Annotated in this window: 3 tRNA genes and 2 rRNA genes; all 5 read left to right on the top strand. The window is 46.7% G+C overall.

Going from position 1 to position 602, the window contains the following annotated elements:
• Positions 1-87: ribosomal RNA gene (locus ACM5BR_RS18630) — 23S ribosomal RNA — on the top strand; the annotation flags it as partial.
• A gap of 88 nt (positions 88-175) precedes the next feature.
• Positions 176-291: ribosomal RNA gene (gene rrf, locus ACM5BR_RS18625) — 5S ribosomal RNA — on the top strand.
• Between the two features lie 7 nt (positions 292-298).
• A tRNA-Val gene (locus ACM5BR_RS18620) sits at positions 299-374 on the top strand.
• A gap of 3 nt (positions 375-377) precedes the next feature.
• Positions 378-453, top strand: a tRNA-Thr gene (locus tag ACM5BR_RS18615).
• A 27-nt stretch (positions 454-480) separates the two neighbouring features.
• A tRNA-Lys gene (locus tag ACM5BR_RS18610) sits at positions 481-552 on the top strand.
• The last annotated feature ends 50 nt before the right edge of the window (positions 553-602 follow it).

Here is a 602-nt window from a genome sequence, read left to right as displayed (position 1 = left end):
TGAAAGATGATCAGGTAGATAGGTCTGGGGTGGAAGCGTGGTGACACGTGGAGCTGACAGATACTAATCGATCGAGGGCTTATCCAAAAAGAATCTTTACACCCTGTTACCTAGTTTTGAAGGAATTTAAAATTCCTTATTGACAAATTTTCGTTTGTCAGTATAATAATAAGAGTCTGGTAATGATGGCGAAGAGGTCACACCCGTTCCCATACCGAACACGGAAGTTAAGCTCTTCAGCGCCGATGGTAGTTGGGACTTTGTCCCTGTGAGAGTAGGACGTTGCCAGGCGGGCTTTGGAGGATTAGCTCAGCTGGGAGAGCATCTGCCTTACAAGCAGAGGGTCGGCGGTTCGATCCCGTCATCCTCCACCATATGCCGGTTTAGCTCAATTGGTAGAGCAACTGACTTGTAATCAGTAGGTTGGGGGTTCAAGTCCTCTAGCCGGCACCAGTTATTTTTTTAAAATAGTATTATTATGAGCCATTAGCTCAGTGGTAGAGCATCTGACTTTTAATCAGAGGGTCGAAGGTTCAAGTCCTTCATGGCTCACATTTCTTTGCGGGTGTGGCGGAATTGGCAGACGCACCAGACTTAGGATC

Source organism: Ectobacillus polymachus, assembly GCF_048159605.1.
Classification (GTDB): Bacteria; Bacillota; Bacilli; order Bacillales; family Bacillaceae_G; genus Ectobacillus; species Ectobacillus polymachus.
Note: the sequence above shows the minus strand (reverse complement) of the source record. Positions and strands in the feature narration are given on the sequence as shown.